This window comes from candidate division TA06 bacterium (assembly GCA_016235665.1).
Classification (GTDB): domain Bacteria; phylum Edwardsbacteria; class AC1; order AC1; family EtOH8; genus UBA5202.
This window is the reverse complement of sequence record JACRJI010000003.1, coordinates 16942-36364: the sequence shown is the minus strand read 5'-3', so window position 1 is coordinate 36364 and position 19423 is coordinate 16942. Positions and strand designations below refer to the sequence as shown.

The window sequence follows — 19423 nt, the reverse complement described above, 5'->3', positions numbered from 1 at the left end:
TACGGTTTTACATGAAAGCATCATTTCACAAAAAGTTTTTGATTCGAGCCATACTAAAGTCAGAACCTTGTTTCTCCTTGTAATATATCTCCACCAATTCAATCCGGTCTTCATCCTTAAAATAAGCATAGATCAGGCGTAGCCCGCTTTGCGCCCCTTTTCCCTTAAGCGATTTGCAGGCAAATTTCTTAACCTTGCATACCGGCGGGTGTTCAAGCCCTAAACCGGGTATTTGAAATATGCCGCCGTTATCAATTCCTTGCTTGTGGCGTGAACAAATAGAGTAATCAATGAGTTTTTCTAAATCTTCCTCCAACGTCTTGAATCTTTTTATCAATTTTTTCATGTCTTTGATAAATTCAGGGTGCCTGTGCAATTGCCTGAATTTATCCATATCATTTCCTTACTGAATATTCAGGTGTCCGGTAAAAAACGGCCTCGTAGTCAATGGGCTTGCCTTTTTCAGCGGTGATCCAGGGAACATCGCGGTGCGAGTATTCGCTTAAGTCAGCGGCTGTTTTATCGGATAATCTGTTTAATACATCATTAATTACTTCGATTTCGTGGGCCTTAAAATGGCGCAGATCAAAACTTATTAAAGGCAAATACTTTCTTTGGGGATACTGGAAATAATTAGATTTAACCAACTCGATCTCTCCTTTTCTGGCCATATCGTCAACCACCTTCTTAAATTCCACCGGGGTGGGGCCGAACTTGTTTTTAATGTAGGTGGCGCCGATCAGCTGTTCTTCATATTTTTCGTAGAAATTAAAATCAATAAAATATAAAAGCTTATGAATGACGGTTTCGCCGATATTCGGCTTGGAACCGACTTTATTAAGGATATAAAGCAAAGCTTGTTTAAGCTTATCATGATTCTTTTGAGGTACGCTGGTGCGTATTTCTTCCTCTTTGCTCTTTTCCGGTCTCCTTTCCTTTTGAATTGATATTTGATGGGTTTTGCTTTCGTCAAACAGCTCTTCCATGTTCAACTGGAAGAAATTAGCCAGGCTTACCAGCTCGGAAGGGGTGGCCTTACGTTTGCCCTTTTCCAGCAAAGTTACCGCCGGACGGGCTATGCCCAGCGCCTTGGCCAGTGTTTCCTGATTGACGCCGTTGGCCTTGCGCAGCAGTTGGATCCGTTTGCCCAACAGGACATCTATGTTAACATTCATCTCAACAATCCCATAGTTCATTGCGATTATGCCAAATGTATGAATATATGTCAAGTAGTTGTAAGAAATATATACATTTGTTTTATAATCCGGCTTTTGGCTGGGCAACGTTCCTTGTATTCTATTTCAACAACCCCCAAATAATTGACCCCAGGCCAACCGCAAAAGCCAGCACACTCATTCCAGTAAATACAATTATAACCAGATCTAACGCCAAGACCGTAGTGGCGCCGATTTTAGTATAATGCAAGATGTCCGATTCTTCCGGGTTCAAGGGATTAACCCTTACCTCAACGGGCGTATTAATCTTATACTTGTTTCCGCCCACTCCCATGGATGAAGTTCCTTGGTAGTCTCTGCCGCCATAAGAGTATTGATATTTGGGGTAATAAAAGCGGCGGCCGCTGTCACTGCCCTTTTCGGACCGGATGGCCTTTATGGTCGCCAGGACCTTATGCCAGCGGTTTAATTTGATCTTCTCTTTTTTAAAATGCTTTACGGCTATGATCGGAATGAAACCAGCCCCCAGGAACATCAGGGTAAAAATGAGATGAGTTGCGGGATCCATATTTAATCCCTTTCCGCAATCGGATTCTTGTTTTTGATCACAGGTAAATATTCCATCTTAGGGTTGGTGATGGCCATCAAAATATTGGCTTTGATCTTGGGGTTTTGTTTCTCCAGCTTTTTGACCAACTGTTTGACGAAGGCCCTTTTGGAATCGTTGCTCCCCGGGCATTTGAACTTCGGCAGTTTGCCGAACCGTTCCCCGGCATAAAGATCAATAGCCTCTTTCCAGACCAAAGCCAGCGGCCGGATCAGCGTCAGCTTACCTCTAAGCACCTTCTGCCGGGCTGACATGCTGGAAAAGCGCCCCTGGTAGAACATGTTGAGAAGGGCGGTCTCCACCAGGTCGTCGGAGTTGTGCCCCAGGGCGATCTTGTTGCAGTTCTCCCGTTCGGCCAGGTCGAACAGGGCCTTGCGCCGGGCCATGGCGCAGTTGAAGCAGTCGCTGAATACTGCTTCCTGCAAAACCGAGCCTGAAACTGAAAACTTTAGGCCGTATGCTTCAACAATTTCCCTCAACAGGATTACAGGGAAGATCGCCTTTCCCCCGTAACTGCCGGGAACGTGCCCCGCGATCAAGGTCAGGTTCAGCTTGCGGCCGATCTTTCTTTGGCGCTCGGCCAGCAGGTCCAACAGCACCAGGCTGTCATTGCCGCCGGAGACCGCCACCAACACCTGGTCGCCTGGCTCCAGCAGATCATAACCCCTGATGGCCCTGGAAGCCCTGGCCAAAAGGCGTCCCCAGCCCGGGGGCCTGGGGTTTATGGCAAATGTTTCTGAAGTATGCTTCAAAGGACCTCTCATTAAACAACAATGTTCTGATAGTATAAGACAACCGAAGGGTGCAGTCAATACAAATAATAAAGAACCGCCCAGAGATAAGGGCGGTTCTTTGCTGTTCCGGATATTTTACCTTAAAAGGGTCATCCTTTTTACAAAAGTCCTGTTGCCCAGCACCAGGCGGCATATATAGACCCCGTTGCCGGCCCTGGACCCGCTTTGGCTCAGCCCGTTCCATTTAATGGAATACGTTCCCGGTGTCTGCCTGCCTTCAAATAATGTTTTGACCAGCTGGCCGGAGATGTTATAAACATTAAGCGAAACGTCCTTCTCCACCTGCCCCACCAGGTAACTGATAAGGGTGGACTGGGTGAAGGGGTTCGGAGTGTTGGTCAGTAAGATGTCGCCTGCCAGAGAGGAGGAAACCAATCCGGCCTGGACAGGGCCGTAATAAACGGTCTTTCCATCGGTCAAGATCTGGCCCAAACGGTAGTAATATTTCTGCCCAGTCATGGCCTGATCATCGGTCCAGGTATACTCCTGTGGTTGTCCCGACGGCCCCTGGGCCTGCAGTCTGGCCACGGTTTGGTAAGGTTCTTCAACCCCCGAAGATCTTTCCACCAGCCATTGGTATGCCTGGCATTCGCTTTCGGTGCGCCAGGAGATGATTATTCCGTTGGTTGCGGCTGTGGCGGCAAAATGGGAAAGCTGTACCGGCAGGGGATTGGCGGCGTCGCTGACCGTCCATTGGGAGAAAGAGTATACTGTTTGGGTTATGGTGCGGCTGGAAGAGGCGTCAACCACCGGACCCACCCCGGCCCAGCTGGCTCCGCCGTCGGTGCTTTTCCAGAGCTGGGCGGCGTTCAGGGTGCGGCCGTTGTCGTCGTCGGACACCCAGGAGAGGCCCAGGTCGCGGCCGGCAGAGGGCGGGTTGGCCGAAGAGATGATCCACTTCCGGGCGATCCCGGTGTCGGCGCTGGCCCCGGTGATGCTGGCCACCACCTGCCCGGCCGGCCCGGAGATTCTGCTTACATTGACGGTTCCCAGGTCATCTGTTCCGGAATTAAGGGTCACGCCGATCCCCCCCAAGCTTGAGCTCCCGGTGCCCACGGTCTTTGAGGTCAAAAGTTTTCCGATCACATAGCGCCCGGCCTGCTCTCCGGTCATGGTGGCGCTTGACCCCAGTATCAGAGAGTCTGCCCCGGTGTTCAGACTGCCGCTGGTCATGGTCAGTGAATTAATGACGGTGGACGAGGTGTCCATGGTGACGCCGGCCGGGGTGTTGATCACGATGTTGGGCACCGAAGGCTGCAATTCATGCTTGGTGTGCTGGGCGGCGGCGGCGGCATATTCCAGCGTGGCGCTTGAGGCGTATTGAAGGATCCCTGTGATTATCTGTCCGGATACAGAGGAGCTTCTCAAATAAGCCCCGTTGTTGATCAGGATGCTGTCGCCGGAGATGTTGGAGCCGGTCATGGCCAGGGTTCCGTTGACCGTGACCTTGCGGCAGGGAGCGGTGGCAGTTGATGTGCGGGAGATGCTTCGGGCGATCAAAGCTGCCCCGGCGTTGACTGTCAGCGTGCCGGTGGAGGCGGTGCCGGAATCCGCCCGGACATCCTGTCCCTTGAAGACTCCGGAACTGATTATGATATCCGAAGCCTTGATGTTCTTGGTGGACGATCCGGTATCGCCGGAAGTCAAGGCCACCTCCATCCGCCAGCGGGTGCCGTAGGCTCCCCAGTTCTCGCCGAAAAGAGCCCTTTGGCCGCCGACGAATTTAAGCTTTCCCGTATTTGACCGGATCAAATAATCGTTCAGGGTCACTCCGTCGGCGTTCAATATTCCGTGGACTGCCAGGGTGTAGTTACCGATGTCCAGCCTGGTCCCGAAGCTGGCTCCCAGGAAAACTGCGTTCTTGCAGGAAGCGTCGGAAACCACGGTGATGGTGTCGGTGCTCCGGATGAGTATATTATTGGTGGAACAGGGCGGCTGACTGGGAGCGCCCCAGGCTGTGCCGTTGTATGTCTCCCAGGCTGTCAGGTCGGTCCAGTTCCCGGTTTTAAGCGAGCGATAATCTCCGGTGTCAAAATGCTCGGTGGTCAGCTGGCTGCCTACGGCCGGGTTCAGGGTCAGGTAATTCTCCGTTCCGCCCGATCCATTGTATTCATAGACCGCAAAATGGTAAGTGGTGTTGGGAGCCAGCCCCAGGATGGTGTCGCAGTTTCCCGATGCGGAATAGACCGTGTAGTTGCCAGCGCCCACCTCCTGGCCCATCAGATAGGTTGAGCTGGGGTAATAGGAGACCCCGTCCAGGGGGTCGGAGTCCACCGCACTGCCCTCCTGGATCAGGACGATCCGGGCGCTGCCGTTGCCGTTGGTCCAGCTGATGATCAGCTGATTCTCGGAAACTTCGCTGAAGACTATGCTGCTGGCCTGGACGGTAGGCGCCCCGCCTATTGCGCTGAAAGTGATGGTAGTGTCTGGCGTCAGACCGGAAGCCGAAGCCTCGATGCCCAGCCCGGTTTCAGCCAGGTCATACTGCAGGTCGCTCCAGGTTCTTATCCCGGAAGAAAGGTTCTGGGTAAGGCCTGAGACTGCGGTCAGGTTCCCGGTGCCGCCCAATAAGGTCAGGGTGGTGCTGTTGGACGCATTCAGGTCGCGGTTGCCGTTACTGTCGGCGGCTTCTACCGACAGGCTGAAATCCACAGCCACATCCACCGAGGCCGGGGGCTGGGTTGTAATACTTAGCTTGGTGGCGGTGACGCTGACTGAATTGTTGGAGCTGCCGGATTCCACCGCGGTGCCAGCCCCGCTGGCAAAGGGTGTGCCGGCGGCGTCCGCCGTAAAGCTGGCGCGGTCCACCTTAAAGGCCAGGTTGCCGTTGTCAATAGTGGTCTTGAGCGAACCCAGATCGCTTTTAAGCCAGAGCTTAAGCTGGTAGGTCTTGCTGCTGTTATCGGTCACTTCGCCCAGCTTGCCGGAGGAATGGTCAATCCCTGAAAACACCAGGCTGTCGGCATAAACAGCGCCTGTGGCCGAATCGGCTGATCCGTCGAACAGCTTGGCGCCGGCGACCACAGCGGTCCAATTAGCCACGTCATTCCCGGTTCCCTTGGTGATGACGATCTTGTCGATCAGGGTGTTCAGGGCGTCGCCGCCGGTAGAATCGTCCTTCACCCGGAAATCGAAGTTCAGCACCTTCTCGGCGTCGCTGTCCATAAGAGCGGAGACTGAGGCCGGCTCGGTGCCCGCCCCGTCTGAAACATCGGATCCTCCGGAGACGGCGGGATCGATGTCGGCCCAGCTGAGGCCGATCCGCAGGCCGTCTATATAGGAGTTGGGATTTCCTGCGGCCTGACGGATGAAGAAACCATCTATGGTCAGGTCGCCGCCGGTGGAATATGAGGTCATGGCGGGGGCCGGCTGGCCGCCGCTCAGGGCCGGATCTATCCAGGCTCTGATGGTATCGTTGGCGGTGCCGGTAACGATCTCGTAATCGATGACGATCAGGTGTTCGGAGGCCACGCTGATATTGCCAGACCAAACGCTTACCGTGGTGGAGTTCTTGGCCAGGCCCAGGTTAAAAACATTGGAGCCGCTTACCTTCCGGATGTACAAGCGGGTGGCAAAATTGGTGGTTCCGTTGCCCAGTATGACAAAATAGGCGCCGGCGGTAGTGAGTCCCAAAGTGTCGATCACATTCAGGATGAAGGAAGCGTAGATCTTGGTGCCGGCGGTTGACTGGGAAGTGAAGGTCAGCTTATCGTCGTCGGCCCCGGTGCTTAAGGTCCTGACCTGCCTGCCGGTGGCCGGCATTTGATAACCGGTGTAGCTTAAGTTCCCATCAACCACGTTCAGGTCGTTGGCGGTGCCGCTGATCCTGGTCCAGTCGGTCCCGACGGACCGCAGTTCACCGGCGTTGTAGTCAAAATGCTCGGTGGCCGGCAGAGCTCTCTGGGCCCAGGCTGCTGGACCCAAGACAAGCACCGAGAAGGCCAGAAAGATTAAATATCTTGTTTTCATAGCATCTTTCTTAAAAACCATAGATGATTTTATTTTGCCAGTATCAGTTTGCCATGATATGTTTCCTCTCCGCAGGTCAGGCGGTAAAAATAGATCCCGCTGGCGCAGGCCTGGCCATTGTCCTTTAGTCCGTTCCAGACAAGGTAATGCCTGCCGGCCGGTTTGAAGCCGCTGTTAATGCTCTTCACCAGATGACCAGAGACGTTATAAATGTTAAGATCAACCATGCCCGGACGGTTAAGCAAGTAACTGAAAGTGGCTGTCCTGGCGAAAGGATTGGGGCTGCAGTTTACAGTGGGCAGATCTGCCCGTTCCGAAATAACCCGAGCGGCCGAGGCCGTTACCGGGCCGTAGACCGCAGTGATCCCGTCCAAACCGAGCGCTTTTAGCCGGTAATAATATATTTGGCCAGGTTCGATACCATGGTCTGTCCAGCAATAATTACTTTGGCCGGAAACATTGCCGGAAGCCGGGATTGAGGACAGTACCTGGTAACCGGAAGATGCATTCCGTGAACGTTCTATCTGCCATTGATAACAGTTGAGCTCGCTGGCTGTGGCCCAGCGCAGGACGATCATTCCCGGTTCGCACATGGAGGTGAAGCTTGTCAGTTGTATGTCCAGCGGAGCGCTGCCCCAGGAGGAGCCTATCTTGATGTCGTCCAGCTTAAGCACCGGGCCGGTGGTCGATCCGCCCTGGCGCAGGGCCACAGTGCCGATGGCGGCCGGGTCGGCGCTGACGGCCCCCAGCGGCCCCACCGTAGCCGTGGCAGGTTCGCTGCTGGGCAGGGTCCCATTTATTACGAACAGACTCATGGAGTCATCGGCGGCCCCGGCTCCGATCTTGTATTTCAGCACCAGCACATAGACTATCTTGAGAGTATAGCTGTAACTGCTGTAAGTGGCTCCTTCGCTGGCTTTGGCCAAACCGAAAGCCAGGTTGTTGGAGGCATCCTTCCGGGCATAGATCCGTCCCACGAAGTAAGAGGTGTTGATCGGTGAGGTGGATAGGTGGAAGAAATAGTCTCCGGCCAACGTAGCAGAATCAACCTTCACCAGGAAGGACGCGTAAACGGTGCCCGAACTCTGCACAGAAAAGGCCCGGTTGGCATCCTCGCCGGTGGTGGTCAGAGAACAGGCGTTGGTGACGGCTTTGCTTTTATATCCGCCGTAGGTCAATCCCGGAGATACCACCCGGATGGGGCTGGTGGTCCCGCTGTGAAGTATCCAGTTGTGCACTCCGTTGATGCTGTCCCCTGCCGGGTAGTCGAAGGGCTCGAAGAGAAAAGTGGTACCTCCGGCGGCCGCCGTGGTGGTAAAGGTATTATCGCCGGAAAAGGCCGGACCGTTGTTCATGGGATCGACCGACGACACCTTATAGTGGTAGGTGGTGGAAGTCGTCAGTCCGGACAGTCCCACCGAATGGCCGGTGACATCGCTCTCGTTCTTTGCCGTGTCGGAGTAAGCGGTGGTCAGGCCGTAGTAGACCCAGGAGTTGGAGGCTTCGTCGGTGGTCCAGTTGACGGTGGCCGAGGAGGAAGTGATCCCGGTGACCGATGGACCGGAAGTGATTACCGGGGCGGTAACATCGTCATTGTCGCCCAGGGTCAGGGTGAAAACGCTGTCGGCCCCGATGGCGGCGCTGGTGCCGCCGGAGACATTGCGCAGTTTGAAGGTCAGGGTCTCCGTTCCTTCCGCCAGGGCGTCGTCGGTGATGGTGATGCTTGCATTCTGGCTGGCCGAGGATCCGGCCGGGAAGTTTAGGGTCTGGGTGGTATAGTTGTTGATGTCGGCTGCAGTCCCGGAGGTCAGCACCACCTGAACAGAAGTGGTGTTGGTGGCGCTGGGAGTGGCGATGGAAACGGAGAGGTTAAAAGGGGCGTCCCCCTCGGTCTTGGTGATCGAAGAGGAAGCAAAATAAACGCTGGTGTTAAGATATTCCGGGAAATAACAGCGGTCCACCAGGGAGCTGTCGATCACGAAAGGGTTGGGCTTGTTCTGCTGGTAGGCGGCGATCTTCCAGGTCCGGCTTTTTTCGGTGGAGTCAGATGGGTCGCCGGCGTGCCAGTCCCTCAGATCGTACTTCTGACCGGTCCACCAGGCGTCCGATGTGTCGCCCAGCTGGTACATGGTCAGAACATAGAACATGGCCCGGGCGGTGTTGCCCTGCTGGACCTCCCTGGGCTCGCAGCTGATGTTCAGTATCACCTCGGCATAGGCGTCGATGTTGGAGGAGGGAATGGAAGTGCCGCGCTCCAGGCTCTGGTAATACCAGTATTGGGTGCTGGCGTCTGGTATCTCGGCAAAGGGGGAATTGCCCCGGTCGGCATTGACCAGCATCTTGGTGGGGAACAGGTGGTGCATGTCGGACTCGGTCTTGGTGGAGTCCAGCAGGCTCTGGGGCCAGGTGTGCTCGCAGTTGATGTCCCCGGCCGTGGCCCAGGCAGTGGGGTCGGCGGTGGGGCCTCCGGTGATGGTCCAGCCGGAGTAAACGCAGGTCAGGCTGCCGGATTGAATGTCGATCTCGCCGTACATCTTGTCCCTGGCCGTGTCATAGGTCTGAACTGTTACGGTCTTGTAGTATTTCCGCAAAGAATCTATCAGTGCCCGGCCGGTCACGCCGGGGTACAAGACAACCGCCAGGGAATTGCCGGCTTGCAGCAGGAGGCCCAGAAAAATCAATATTTTAAAATGTTTTTTCATTAAAAACCTAAATATTTAAAAATTCCATTTTGCCCCAACTAAAGCTATAATAGCAATTTTCATGCCATGCGAAGATCTAGAAGTCAGTTCATAATTGTCTTACAGGCAAGATATTAGGCAAATGAGTGATTGTATAAAAAATCGCAATACCTGTTGTGAATGAAGAAAAATGCACCGTAAAGTGTTAAGTCCTTGTCCCGTTGTAAATAAAATTGAGTGGTAGGTTTGCACCTGGGGTAATAATTGCACAGGTGATAATAACACGGGATGGCCCGAAAGTAAAGATTCGATCAAACAAAAAAATAAAGGGGGCGCAATTTACATTGCGCCCCCTTTATGGAATTACTGAAGTTTACAGCACGTCCGAAAATCCTTCCAGCCTTTTGCTTCTTGACGGGTGGCGCAGTTTTCTCAGGGCCTTGACCTCGATCTGTCTCACCCGTTCCCGGGTGACATTGAACATGGTGCCCACTTCCTCCAAAGTGCGGGGACAGCCGTCGTTGAGGCCGAAGCGCAGCCGGACGATGTGCTCCTCGCGCTTGGTCAGGGTGGAGAGGACTTTCTCTATCTGGTCCCGCAGCATCAAAAAGTTGGCGGTGCGGGCCGGGCTCTTGGCCGAGACGTCCTCGATGAAGTCCCCGAACACTGCGTCCTCGTCATCGCCTATGGGCTTGTCCAGACTGATGGGTTCCTGGGCCACCTTGATGATGGCCCGGACCTTCTCGAAGGGCATCTCCATGTGCTCGGCGATCTCCTCGCTGGTGGGCTCGCGGCCGTAGTCCTGGACCAGCTTGCGAGAGGCCTTGGAGACCTTGTTGATGGCCTCGATCATGTGCACCGGCACCCGGATGGTGCGGGCCTGGTCGGCGATGGCCCGGGTGATGGCCTGGCGGATCCACCAGGTGGCGTAGGTGGAGAACTTGTATCCCTTGCGGTAGTCAAACTTTTCCACCGCCCGCATCAGGCCGGAATTGCCCTCCTGGATCAGGTCCAAAAACTCCAGCCCCCGGTTGATATAGCGCTTGGCTGTGGAGATCACCAGCCGGACGTTGGACTCCACCATCTCCTTCTTGGCCCCGTCCCGGGCCTTCTGTTTCTGGCGGATGTTCAGGGAAAGCTCCATGGCCAGCTTGGGTTCCATCTTAAACGCATGGCCGATCCGGTCCAGCTCCTTGGCGGCATGGTCGTATTCCTCCCGGAAAGCGGCCAGCTTTTCCTTGTTGACCTTCATTTTGGCCTTGATCTCAGGCTTGGGCTTTTTTCCGGCCTTGTAGGCCGAGAGGGCCGACCGCATCTCTTCGTAGCTTAAGCCCGACTGGTGGAGAGCCCTGTCTTGAATGTGTTTTTGTTTTTTCATCTGGTGGTCGGCCTGGTGGATCTTCTTGACCATGCCGATCAGCAGTTCGGGGTTCAGCCTTAAGGCCAGCAGGCTGACCGCTATCTTCTGGCGGTGCTGGGCCACCTTGGGCAGGGCTTTTTCCTGGTTTTTAAGGGTCAGCAGGTATTCTATCTGGGTGTATTCCTTCTGGATCCGCTTTAAAAGCTGGATGATCTTTTGGCGCTCCCGGTTGGAGGAGTAGTTGGGCATCCAGCCGTCAATGTCGGTCTGGACCAGCTCCTCCATGGCCAGCTCGTGCTTCTGGAACTTCTTGGCCAGGTGCATGAAATCCTTCATGTTGAAGGGGGCGGTAAAGGCCAGGTTAAGGATGTCGTACTGGCACTCCTCGATCTTCTTGGCTATCTCGATCTCCCGTTCCCGGTCCAGCAGGGGGATCTTGCCGATCTCGTGGAGGTACATCCGCACCGGGTCGTCGTAATGTATGCCGGCCGGGGTCTCCACCTCGTCGTCCTTGGAGCGGGTCTTGTCCCGCAGTTCTTTGATCTGCTTATATTCCTCCTCGGAGTTCACCACCTCCACCCCGCTCTGGGCCAGCATCAGGATGAAGTTCTCCAGGTCCTGGGCCGAGATCACCTCTTCGGGCAGCATTTCGTTGAGCTTGGCATAGGTAATGTAGCCCGAGGCTTTGCCGTAGGTGATGATCTGCTTGATCTTTTTCTTGACGTTCTTGTCGTCCATGGACCCTCCTTGGCATTCAGGTTTTTAAGCCCGTTATATATCCGCAAAAATAAGTTACTAATCACCAACCCAGCCAACCACAGAAACACGGAAACCGGAAGGCACGGAACAGGCAACCTAAATAATAATCCCAGTGATTCAGCTGTTCAGTGTTTCCGTGGTAGGAATCTAAGTAAACTTTTGATTATAGCACAAAATCAGGGTTTTTTACCAGCATAAATTTGGCGCAGTTCCTGGTACTGGGCCAGCAACTGGCTGACCTGCTCCCGGTTCCCGGCCTTTTCCGAGAGCTTGATCTGCTCCTGCAGTTCCTTCATCCGGGGCTTAAGCCTAAGCTCTTTCAGCTTTTTAAGGTAATCCCTGAGCACGGTGCGGTCCTTGTCCGCGTCGTCCATGGTGTCATCGCCCTGGTGGGAGCGGGCGATGATGGCCGACAGCCGGTTCTGCTCTTCCTGGTCCACCAGGTCCTCGAACAGCTTGGCCCCTTCTATCCGGCCGCTCTGGCTGTACTGGGTCTCCAGCCGGGCCAGCATTCCCTGCAACCAGGGCGAGGGCAGGTTTCCTTCTTTTAGTTGGGGTCCGAATTCTTCCAGGAACTGGGGCCGCTTTATCAAAAGCACAAAGATCTCGTGCTCCCAGTCAATTTGGGGCAGTTCCTTGCCCGGGGCCGCCGCCTGTTTGGGGGACAGGCCCTGTTTTTTGCGCATCAGGTCCAGCACCAGGGATTCATCCACTCCGCAGAGGTCGGCGGTTTCCCTGGCATATTGCGCCCGTGAGACCGTGTCCTCCACCTTGACCATCAGCCCGGCCAGGTCGTTCACCAGCTTGCTCTTCTCCGAGATCTGGGAAAGGTCCTTCTGCAGGCTGGTCCGCATCACCAGGAATTCCACGAAGGTGATGGCATTCTTGATCAGGGCCCCGAATTCCTCCGCTCCCTTCTCCCGGATGAAGGCGTCGGGGTCCATGTTGGGCGGCAGCAGGGCGGCCTTTACGTCCAAACCCGCTTCCAGCAAAGGCTCTATGGCCCGCTCGGTGGCCGACTGGCCGGCGCTGTCCGGGTCGTAGCAGACCACCACCCGCCGGGCATAGCGGGAGAGCAGCCGGGCCTGGTCCGGGGTCAGGGCGGTTCCGGCGGTGGCCAGAATATTCTTAAAACCGGCCTGAAAGGGGACGATCAGGTCGAAGTTGCCCTCCACCAGGATGGCGTAGCCGGCGTCGCCGACGGCCGACTTGGTCTGGTTGAAGCCGTAGAAGCCTCGTCCTTTGTGGTAGATGGGGGTCTCGGGCGAGTTGAGGTACTTGGCCTGGGGGCTTTGCTCCAGACTGCGCCCGCCGAAGCCTATCACCCGTCCGCCCAGGGAGAAGAAGGGAAAGATGATCCGGTGCCTGAAGCGGTCGTAGAAGCCGCTGCCGGTCTCCCGGGCTACGATCAGTCCGGATTCCTGCAGCAGGGGCAGGGACAGGCCGGAGCGCCCGGCGTATTTTATGAAGCCGTCCCATTCGTTGGGGGCATAGCCCAGCCGGAACAGCTCCTGGGTTTCCTTGGTGATGCCCAGCTTTTCCAGATACTCCCGGGCAGAAGCATTTTTGGGGTCGGCCAGGTTCTCGGAAAAGAAGCTGGCGGCCAGCTCGTTGGCCTGGTACAGCAGGTCGTGCCGGCCATCCTTGTAGTCGGCCCGGGTCTCGGGGACCTTGATGCCGGCCTTCTGGGCCAAAGTGCGCACCGCCTCCACGAACGAGACCTTGTCGTACTCCATTAAAAAAGTATAGACGTTGCCGCCCTTGCCGCAGCCGAAGCAGTGCCAGATCTGCTTTTGGGGGTTGACATTGAACGAGGGGGTCTTTTCCTGGTGAAAGGGGCAGAGGGTCTTGTAGGTGTTGCCCATCTTCTTCAACGGCAGGTACTGACCCACGATGTCCACTACATCACTGGCCTGGCGGATCTCGTCTATGATATGTTCGGGGATCTGGGCCATCTAACTGAATTAACGAATTACTAATTATGGAATATAAAAAACTAAAAAGAAAAAATCAAAGATTCCTTGATACTGCCCTTATGGCTTATAGCATAAAGCTGATAGCTATATATAACCAAAATAACCAGATTTAGCAAGGGGTTGCGCCACTTATTTCCTGTAAACACCGGTAAATGAAGGTCATTGTCCATTAGTGTCAAATAATGTCTCAATATCCCCAGTATGGTCTATCAGCTCCGGGCCCTCGTTCCTGGTGGAATTGACCTTGGGGTCGGCAAAATAGGCCGTCAGCTTGTCTTTATCCAATGGTGTAAAGCAAGGCACCAGGCTCTCATAGTCTGCTACTGACGGGTCCAGCCACTGCTTTTCGCCGAACTTCTCCAAGATCACCGGCATCCGGGAGTGGACCTTCTTCACCAGGTCGTTGGCTTCGGTGGTCACGATGGTGCAGGAGGGCTTATCATCCTTGTCTACGGCATACAGCCCGGCAAAGGCGAACAACTTTCCTTCCTTCAAAATATAGCGCACCGGGCGCTTGGTCTTGCCTACCGGTAAAAATTCGTAGAACCCGTCGGCCACTATCAAGCAGCGCTGCTTCTCTATCAGTTTGGAAAATGACGGCTTCTGGCCCAGTGTCTCGGAGCGGGCGTTGAACAGCAGGGGAGCGGCTTGGCCGGCGGTCTTGAAGTGCGGGAGCAGGCCCCAGTGCATGGTCTTCAAGCGGCGGCGCTTCCCGTCGAACAGCACCACCAGCACGCTGTTGGCCGGCGCGATGTTGTAGCGGGGGAGATACTCTTCCTTAAGCCTAAGCACATCCTCGCCGTCAACCTCGAACCGCTCGGCGATCTCCTCCAGTTTGGCTGTTAGTGTGAATCTTCCACACATGGGGCACCTTTCCCACGAAATACACTAAATGACTCTAAAATATTGGCTTTGTTTCGTGCTTCCTGCGACGTTGCTCTTCGGCACTGCACAGTGTAGCACTCAGGTCAAGCTTTAGCGGGCATTAGTCCGGGGGACCCTTTCCCCACTAAAGGCACTAAAACCAGAACTTACCTAATTATTTTTCGAGAGGTTTCGTGCTTTTTCGTGGGCAGCGTGTTGGTCGTTTTCAGCTCATCAGCCGCTGTTCGCCCTGCAGCTGGCGGATGTCCTCCACGTTCCGGGTGCATTCCAGGCAGCCCAGATATTTTCCGGTCTCGTCGCGCAGGGCAAAGAACTCGATCAGTATCATCTGCTTCTGGCCGCCGGGGCCCAGCGGGAGCTGGATCCAGAACCGGGCTTTGTCCCGCTTCTTTTCCTTGAACTCGTTGACGATGGCCTCCACCTTGGCCAGGCTGCTCTGGGGGTGGCACTGGCGGAAGTTCATGCCCATGCTGCCCATGGGGCGCTTGAAGAGCCTGGTCTCGTGCTGGTTCCAGCCGATGACCTCGTCGTTGTGGTCAATTACGGTCAGCTCGTAGGGCACGGTCTCCAGCAGGGCTTTTACCATCTGGTCGTTCATGCGGTCGAACATCTTCTTACCTCTGTTTACAATTTACAATTTGGCAATTTGCATTTTGAAGTATGCAATATGCATTACCTTTGTGGCTTGTTTAGTCGTGCGGTGAAATATCCCAGCGCTCCGCCCAGTATCAGCGTCATGGCTCCGATGGGCACCAGGCTCAACGGCTCTTTGGCGCCTATCAGTACGGCGGAGGGCAGAAGTACCAGCATGGAAATTATAATGCCCTTGACAACCGGGTGGATCTTCCACTCCACCGAAGCGGTCAGCACCCCGGAGACCAGCCACAGGCTGAAGGCCGAGAAATTGGCGTCCCAGCTGAGTTTTTGCAGCAGCATGGGGACCAGGTCTATGATCCCGGCCGCCAGGCCCAGCACAAAACCAATGAAGATTCTTTTTCTCATGTTATCTTTACATTATCTTATCAAACGATTTCATCACCCCTGCCGCCCGGAAATCAACCTCCTTCAGCTCCTTCTCTTTTTCGAAGATGATGAAGGTATGCTTGTTCACCAGGTTTTTTGGGTCAAGGTTCATCTGCAGCTGTTCCCGGTAGACCTCAAGTTTGTAGGCCGCGGGAATTTCTTTGTGCCGGGCCAGGCTCCGGTAATACCTGAAATACGAACTGAGCAGGATCAACGGGTAAAAGAAGGGAAACAGGAACAGCGAGCCCTTGCTGAGCCGGACATATTTGACCTCCCTGATCCTGAACCCGGCCAGCTTTGCCAGGATCCTCAAGCGCTGCAGACCGATCAGGAAGATGTGGCCGTGGTAGATCTGGCTGGACACGCTTTTGTCGGACATCCAGATGTCGTCAATCTCGTTGGGCGGCATCTGCCGGGCGGTCTCGCTTTCGAACAGCAGATGGCTGAGCTTGGCGGCCAGGCTGGAGGCCGAGGGGGTGGTCAGCAAAAGCCTTCCGTTCGGCTTAAGCACCCGGTTGAACTCCTTAAAGGCCTTCAGCTGGTCGCTGAAGTGCTCGATCCCCTCCTGGCAGACCAGCATATCGGCATGGCCGTCGGCCACCGGGATCTTCTCCATGATGTCAGCTCGTTTGCACTCGATACCTTTGAGCATGAAATATTCCGGGAACAGGTCAAAAGGCTCGACCAGTGCGCCGTGCGCCAGCAGGATCTCGGTGGTGGCGCCGTTCCCGGCCGGCACGTCCAGCACGATCTTGCCCCGCAGCTGGTCTTTCTGGCCGTCCAGGTGTTTCTTGACGTAATATTTGGGGCTTTTGGGATTATTGATGTGAGCGTCGATCATGGCTGGGTCATCATTTCTTTTTCTTTATCAGGAAGTTCACATTTACGGCGTTCATTTCCAAACCTTCGGGCTTTATCCTGCCCGTCAGATCATCGAACAGGCAGACAATTTTGAAATTAGCGTCGTCAAAGGAATATATATTGACCTTTTGGCTTTTATCCGGAGATTCCTTTTGAAACTCAGCGATCACATCTTTAAGCAGTATGACCGAGGAATCCCCGGCCGGGGAGGAAATCACAAAACCCGGAAGGTTCGCCCGGTATTCAACACTCAGCGCCTTCATCTCCATTTTGTTTTTGCCGGAGTCGCTCCATGACTGGACGTTCATTTTGACAAAGGCGTCAAAATCATTTTTGTCATAGCCGTATGTATCGTTTGCGAACGAATAGTTGAACCACTCATTATTCTCATAATAGTCCGAGCTCCAGAGGGGCCGCCATTCAAAGCCCAACTGTGCAATAAAGACCTTTGGTGTTAAGGTATCCGTGGAATTAGATAAACTTGAAAAGGTCTTGAGCTTGCCATAATCGAACAGATATTTAGTTATGGAACAGATCTCGCTTTTTACTTTTACGGGGATCTCATCATTGGGCTTGGCCAGCTTCCCGTTCTGAACCAGGGAATACTTGGTTAAAATGCCGTTCAACCGGTCCCGCTGGTTGATGAAGGATACGTTAAAGGCGTTCCAGGGCCCGAAGGAAGATAAAAGGGCGACAATGAAAAGCGAGAACGGTATCATTATCAGGTCTTTGTTCTTCCGTATCACCATGTAAATGGTGATAAACAGGAGCCAGACCGACAAAGCGATCACATAATACCGCTTGAAGGTGATCCCGTAATCCAGAACCCGCCTGACGATGGCTATGCCCAGCAGCACCAGCAAAGGGAATTGCAGGTAATAGAAGAGTCGGCCGAACCAGCGGCTCCATTTGGAGTTTTCGTCCTTTTGGAAAGGATAGACCACGAACAAAGATGCGATCCCGAAAGCGGCGAAGGAAAGCACCAGGTAAGAGACCATCCCCTCCGGCAGTTTCCACAGGATTGCGATCTTGCCCAGATAGGCATAGAGGATGCCCAGATAGACCATGGTGAAAGGCAGCAGGACGTATATCCCGATGTTCTTTATCCATTTCGGCTTAAAAGCCAGGATCTCATCCATGTTCTTGAATCTCGGGACTCCGGTCAAAAAGAACAGCGGCAGGAATATCCAAAGGGTCAGGATCACCACCCGGACCTCCTGGTGCTGAAGCAGTTTGGTCTTGAACAGGGTGTCGATGGCTCCCAGGGCGGCGCTGGAGGCCGCCAGGATCACACCGGTGTAAACGGATGCGATACTGAAGCGGGAGAAAAGGCTGATGTGAAAATGCCAGAACAGGTCATCGTCCTTTATGCAGTTCTTAATGCAGATAAAGGAAAGCAAAAAAGTGATCGATAGATAGAGCCAAAATTGGGAAAAATGATAGGCCAGCAATTGGGAGTTGGGCAGGGAAAACAGATAGATCAAGGTTATCCCGACGGCAGACAATTCCAATGACAGTTTAAGTCTTTTGGCCAGCCATTGTGACTCAAAAAACAATTGAAGGGAATAAAGAACAGGCAGAAGAACCAGGATGCTCATGAAAAGGTTGCGGGAGTAGTATTTAAAAGCAGCTGTTTCAAAAATGTTCATGTAGAGGTGGTTGGCTGCGCCCAACAGAAGCAAAACTGACGGCAGGGGAAACCTGGAAATGGTTTCCTTGGCCGATGCCCCCAGCTCGCGCAAAGAGACAAGTTTGAGTTTCATTTGTTCTGCTCTCCTCGATATTTGGGGATTTTAGTTGCCGGGTCTATTCTGCCTGGCAGTTGAACATGCTGGGCCGGGGATGGATCCTCAGGAATTCACCGTCGCGCACCAATACTATCGCCGAGGGGATGCCCTGCACCATTACCTCCACATGAATGTGGTCTCCGTGATCCCGCTCGCTTTGGTACTCGGTGTTCTTCCAGGCTTGAACCCACATATCATCGTCTTTCAGGCTCTTCTCCAATTCCTTTTTTTCCTTTTCCAGGTCATAGTTCCGGAGCTCTTCCTTCAGGACGGGATCGATCTCCAGTTTTTCAAGGATTCCTATCCCGGCCCGCATCTTCAGGATAGCCTTGGCGTCCCCGTTCTGATAGGCTTTGGAATAGGACTTGATGAACTGCTCTGCGGTGGAACATTCGGTCTTGACCCCGCAGCCGGCCGCCAGCAGCACCGCGGCCAGCAAAAGACCGGCCATTATGGCATTGTTCCTCGGACCCATGGCAAATCCTTTCTTTTTGTTGGGGTTTACCGGCAGAAGATCCACCATATTAAAAACACAATGGCCATGAAAATTCCGGCGATGATCGACAGCCCCAGGGCAACGTCCCTGTTTTTGTGGCGGGTATTTTTGTCCACCCGCTCCCTAAAGCGCAGCAGGGCCCTTGTTGTTTCCGCGTCCCCTGGCCGGAGCTCAAGCTTGACTATGACCGATTCCAGGCGCCGGGCGGCGGCATCGGTGCGGTCCTGTTTGATCTCGTCCTCGTCCATCAGCGAGATGCACTTGAGCCCGGCGTCTATCAGGGCGGCGGTATCGTCGGGCAGGTAGCCGTTCTTGATCAGCAGGACCTGCTTCTCCCGGGGGCTGTTGGCGATCAGCTTGTGCAGTTCCTCTATGGCCCGGCGCTGTTCCTCCACGGTGGATGTCGTGCCGGCCAGAGCTCCGCAGTAGTCGCAGATCAGCCCGGTGAAGGCGGCCCCGCAATGGGGGCAGTTGGGTTTGGTCATATGGTTATCTCTTTTTGTCGGGGCGGGTTTGAAACCCGCCCTTACCTTTGCCATACGGGACATGTTTATTGTGATGGCTTCACTTCTTCTGGAACGAACTCCAGACCCATCAGGATGTTCATCATCGGCCAGTTGTCCTCGGCCACCTCGGTCCGGATTTCCTCTGCACCCCGCTCCGCCAACATCCTGACCCGCCGGATGGTCATGTCGCGGCCAAGACCTTTACCCTGCGAGGCTTTGGGCACGCCCAGGGTGTCCAAGAAACCGATCACCCGGCCGTTCTGCGCTTCCGTCCTGATCTGACCGGCGGCCACAGGGCGCTCTCCATCATACATTATCAAACAGTCCGCCCGCGTGTACCAACCCTCTTTAAGGTCCAGTTCAAAGGCTTCGCGGGTCATGCGGGGCGGGCCGTAGGAATCAAAAAGCACCTGGTAAAAGTCATTCTCCACCGCCTCTTCCAGCGCCGGGCGGACGGTATGCCCGGGGTATTTAAGCTGGTAGGACGGGAAGGGGTTTTTGAGGACGAAGATCAGATCGCTATTTTTCGTCATAACTGATCCTT

16 protein-coding genes are annotated in these 19423 nt (G+C 54.4%); all 16 read right to left on the bottom strand.

Annotation, left to right across the window (positions count from 1 at the left end; genetic code table 11):
* Positions 1-25: 25 nt before the first annotated feature.
* The 16 genes from HZA73_00880 to HZA73_00805 all read right to left on the bottom strand — a co-directional run bounded on the left by HZA73_00880 (position 26) and on the right by HZA73_00805 (position 19412).
* Entirely contained in the window at positions 26-394 is a 369-nt protein-coding gene (locus HZA73_00880) for a hypothetical protein (GenBank protein ID MBI5804578.1), read from the bottom strand.
* Position 395: 1 nt separating this feature from the next.
* Positions 396-1175: a DUF4065 domain-containing protein gene (locus HZA73_00875; protein ID MBI5804577.1), complete on the bottom strand. Its 780-nt coding sequence runs from the start codon at positions 1173-1175 to the stop codon at positions 396-398.
* A gap of 121 nt (positions 1176-1296) precedes the next feature.
* Positions 1297-1743 carry a DUF3592 domain-containing protein gene (locus HZA73_00870; GenBank protein MBI5804576.1) on the bottom strand — a complete coding sequence of 149 codons (447 nt, stop codon included), beginning with the start codon at positions 1741-1743 and terminating at the stop codon, positions 1297-1299.
* 2 nt (positions 1744-1745) lie between these two features.
* Positions 1746-2534: a tRNA 2-thiocytidine biosynthesis protein TtcA gene (locus HZA73_00865; GenBank protein ID MBI5804575.1), complete on the bottom strand. Its 789-nt coding sequence runs from the start codon at positions 2532-2534 to the stop codon at positions 1746-1748.
* A gap of 117 nt (positions 2535-2651) precedes the next feature.
* Positions 2652-6545, bottom strand: coding sequence for a T9SS type A sorting domain-containing protein (locus HZA73_00860; GenBank protein MBI5804574.1), 3894 nt, complete (start codon positions 6543-6545; stop codon positions 2652-2654).
* Positions 6546-6574: 29 nt separating this feature from the next.
* Complete coding sequence (locus HZA73_00855; GenBank protein ID MBI5804573.1) at positions 6575-9247, bottom strand: endonuclease; 2673 nt, start codon at positions 9245-9247, stop codon at positions 6575-6577.
* Positions 9248-9599: 352 nt separating this feature from the next.
* Positions 9600-11324 (bottom strand): RNA polymerase sigma factor RpoD, encoded by a 1725-nt coding sequence (gene rpoD / locus HZA73_00850; protein ID MBI5804572.1) that lies wholly within the window; start codon positions 11322-11324, stop codon positions 9600-9602.
* Positions 11325-11521: 197 nt separating this feature from the next.
* Positions 11522-13300: a DNA primase gene (locus tag HZA73_00845; protein MBI5804571.1), complete on the bottom strand. Its 1779-nt coding sequence runs from the start codon at positions 13298-13300 to the stop codon at positions 11522-11524.
* Positions 13301-13480: 180 nt separating this feature from the next.
* Complete coding sequence (locus tag HZA73_00840; protein ID MBI5804570.1) at positions 13481-14185, bottom strand: SOS response-associated peptidase; 705 nt, start codon at positions 14183-14185, stop codon at positions 13481-13483.
* 226 nt (positions 14186-14411) lie between these two features.
* Positions 14412-14816 carry a PAS domain-containing protein gene (locus HZA73_00835; protein ID MBI5804569.1) on the bottom strand — a complete coding sequence of 135 codons (405 nt, stop codon included), beginning with the start codon at positions 14814-14816 and terminating at the stop codon, positions 14412-14414.
* A gap of 62 nt (positions 14817-14878) precedes the next feature.
* A complete protein-coding gene (locus tag HZA73_00830; GenBank protein ID MBI5804568.1) occupies positions 14879-15208 on the bottom strand; it encodes a hypothetical protein in 330 nt (109 codons plus the stop codon).
* Between the two features lie 7 nt (positions 15209-15215).
* Positions 15216-16070 carry a class I SAM-dependent methyltransferase gene (locus tag HZA73_00825; GenBank protein ID MBI5804567.1) on the bottom strand — a complete coding sequence of 285 codons (855 nt, stop codon included), beginning with the start codon at positions 16068-16070 and terminating at the stop codon, positions 15216-15218.
* A 10-nt stretch (positions 16071-16080) separates the two neighbouring features.
* Positions 16081-17853 (bottom strand): DUF4153 domain-containing protein, encoded by a 1773-nt coding sequence (locus HZA73_00820; protein ID MBI5804566.1) that lies wholly within the window; start codon positions 17851-17853, stop codon positions 16081-16083.
* Positions 17854-17896: 43 nt separating this feature from the next.
* Complete coding sequence (locus HZA73_00815; GenBank protein ID MBI5804565.1) at positions 17897-18400, bottom strand: hypothetical protein; 504 nt, start codon at positions 18398-18400, stop codon at positions 17897-17899.
* Entirely contained in the window at positions 18379-18858 is a 480-nt protein-coding gene (locus tag HZA73_00810; GenBank protein ID MBI5804564.1) for a hypothetical protein, read from the bottom strand. Before HZA73_00810 ends, HZA73_00815 begins: the two co-directional genes overlap by 22 nt.
* A gap of 65 nt (positions 18859-18923) precedes the next feature.
* Positions 18924-19412, bottom strand: coding sequence for a GNAT family N-acetyltransferase (locus HZA73_00805; protein ID MBI5804563.1), 489 nt, complete (start codon positions 19410-19412; stop codon positions 18924-18926).
* Positions 19413-19423: the final 11 nt, after the last annotated feature.

Coding starts and splice junctions, on each gene's coding strand:
- HZA73_00835 (MBI5804569.1), bottom strand. CDS start 14,816: ATGTTCGACCGCATGAACGACCAGATGGTAAAAGCCCTGCTGGAGACC.
- HZA73_00830 (MBI5804568.1), bottom strand. CDS start 15,208: ATGAGAAAAAGAATCTTCATTGGTTTTGTGCTGGGCCTGGCGGCCGGG.
- rpoD (MBI5804572.1), bottom strand. CDS start 11,324: ATGGACGACAAGAACGTCAAGAAAAAGATCAAGCAGATCATCACCTAC.
- HZA73_00815 (MBI5804565.1), bottom strand. CDS start 18,400: ATGGTGGATCTTCTGCCGGTAAACCCCAACAAAAAGAAAGGATTTGCC.
- HZA73_00855 (MBI5804573.1), bottom strand. CDS start 9,247: ATGAAAAAACATTTTAAAATATTGATTTTTCTGGGCCTCCTGCTGCAA.
- HZA73_00820 (MBI5804566.1), bottom strand. CDS start 17,853: ATGAAACTCAAACTTGTCTCTTTGCGCGAGCTGGGGGCATCGGCCAAG.
- HZA73_00875 (MBI5804577.1), bottom strand. CDS start 1,175: ATGAATGTTAACATAGATGTCCTGTTGGGCAAACGGATCCAACTGCTG.
- HZA73_00880 (MBI5804578.1), bottom strand. CDS start 394: ATGGATAAATTCAGGCAATTGCACAGGCACCCTGAATTTATCAAAGAC.
- HZA73_00805 (MBI5804563.1), bottom strand. CDS start 19,412: ATGACGAAAAATAGCGATCTGATCTTCGTCCTCAAAAACCCCTTCCCG.
- HZA73_00845 (MBI5804571.1), bottom strand. CDS start 13,300: ATGGCCCAGATCCCCGAACATATCATAGACGAGATCCGCCAGGCCAGT.
- HZA73_00870 (MBI5804576.1), bottom strand. CDS start 1,743: ATGGATCCCGCAACTCATCTCATTTTTACCCTGATGTTCCTGGGGGCT.
- HZA73_00860 (MBI5804574.1), bottom strand. CDS start 6,545: ATGAAAACAAGATATTTAATCTTTCTGGCCTTCTCGGTGCTTGTCTTG.
- HZA73_00840 (MBI5804570.1), bottom strand. CDS start 14,185: ATGTGTGGAAGATTCACACTAACAGCCAAACTGGAGGAGATCGCCGAG.
- HZA73_00825 (MBI5804567.1), bottom strand. CDS start 16,070: ATGATCGACGCTCACATCAATAATCCCAAAAGCCCCAAATATTACGTC.
- HZA73_00810 (MBI5804564.1), bottom strand. CDS start 18,858: ATGACCAAACCCAACTGCCCCCATTGCGGGGCCGCCTTCACCGGGCTG.